Source organism: Sphingomonas sp. 66-10, assembly GCF_001897045.1.
In the GTDB taxonomy this organism is placed as follows: Bacteria; Pseudomonadota; Alphaproteobacteria; order Sphingomonadales; family Sphingomonadaceae; genus Sphingomonas; species Sphingomonas lycopersici.
Window position 1 is genome coordinate 1 of record NZ_MKRR01000109.1, and the last position, 1,209, is coordinate 1,209.

At 62.4% G+C, this 1,209-nt stretch carries 1 protein-coding gene; it reads right to left on the bottom strand.

From position 1 onward, the window contains the following. Positions 1-4: 4 nt before the first annotated feature. The gene (gspK, locus tag BGN95_RS10535) at positions 5-1,039 is read right to left on the bottom strand and encodes a type II secretion system minor pseudopilin GspK (RefSeq protein ID WP_286772581.1); all 1,035 of its coding nucleotides are present in this window, start codon (positions 1,037-1,039) and stop codon (positions 5-7) included. Positions 1,040-1,209: the final 170 nt, after the last annotated feature.

A 1,209-nucleotide genomic window follows, 5' to 3' on the forward strand; every position in this document is an offset into this window, starting at 1 on the left:
CATGTCAGTCGCCGTCCTTGCCCCATGTTCGACGCACCACGCGCACCGGTCCTTGACCGGCATCGTAAAGCACCGTTTCTTCCACATTGTCGCCGCCGAGATCGGCCGAAAAGGAGACCTCGAACCAGCGACTTTTCTGCTGCACCTGCTCTTTCACCGCCTCGGTCAAACCGGCCGCGGCGAGCGGCCCCTGCGCGAACAAATTCACGAGACTGCCATAGCCATCCAGAGGACGTTGCGCCAGCAATTGCCGTGCCTGAGCGATGCTGATTTTCTCGGGCGCAAGCATCGCCAACAACACGGCCTGATCGGGCAGCAAAGTATTCACATTGAGCGGCGACAGGACGATATCCGGCAACGTGCAAAGCCAGGGCCTGACACGCTGGAAGAGTTCGGGTGTTACCGCATTGACCATGCGCAATTCGCTGGGATCAGCCATCAGACCATTGGCCGTTCGATAGGCTGGCTTGAACTGGCGATAGAAGTCATCCTCAGCGCCGCCATTGCCCGGTACGCTGTCGCTGTCGATCCAATCCGCAGCAGAAATCGCAACCTGATCGGCCGTGCGGCGATCAATGCCGAGAAGGCGCATCAGGCCGGAGAACTGCGCGATGCCCTCAGGCCGCGCCACCAGATCGGAAGCCGCTTTGCCGTTCGCGGCCTCCCCTTTCTTCACCAGGCTGTTGAGGTTGAAGCAGTTGCCGGAATCGCGCACCTGCAGCGTAACGGCACCGCCCGGCACCATCATCGTCTGCCGCGTGCCCAGCCAGCCCCCGGCAAGTGTGGTGCGATCCGACCGTTCCTTGAGAAGATCGCCCAGGCGCTGAGCCGCAATCTGCTCGGCGGCGAGAAGATAGGCACGGCCTTGATCGGCGGAGACGATGTTGCGCGTCATCCGGCTGGCGAGAGTCAAACGCTCAAGGGCGACGGCGGCAATGACCGAGAGGATTGCGACGAGGAGCAGCACCGTGAGCAGCGCAGCGCCCGTCTCGCTCTGTCCGGGTTGCCGAACTTCGCGAAGCTCGCGCGTGTGACGCATGCGTGCTGGATTTGCAGGATCAGGGCGCACTGGCGCCTCCGGTCTGCACATCAGTGCGATTCTGACCGACCGCAGCGCCGACGAGGAACTGCAACGTCAGCGGTGGCTCGCCCTTCCGTGTAACGATGAATTCCACGGCTACCGGCAGCGCGTCAGCCTGTCAGCCTTTT

Excerpts from the sequence above, each read along its gene's own strand:
- gspK (WP_286772581.1), bottom strand. The coding sequence starts at position 1,039 with ATGCGTCACACGCGCGAGCTTCGCGAAGTTCGGCAACCCGGACAGAGC.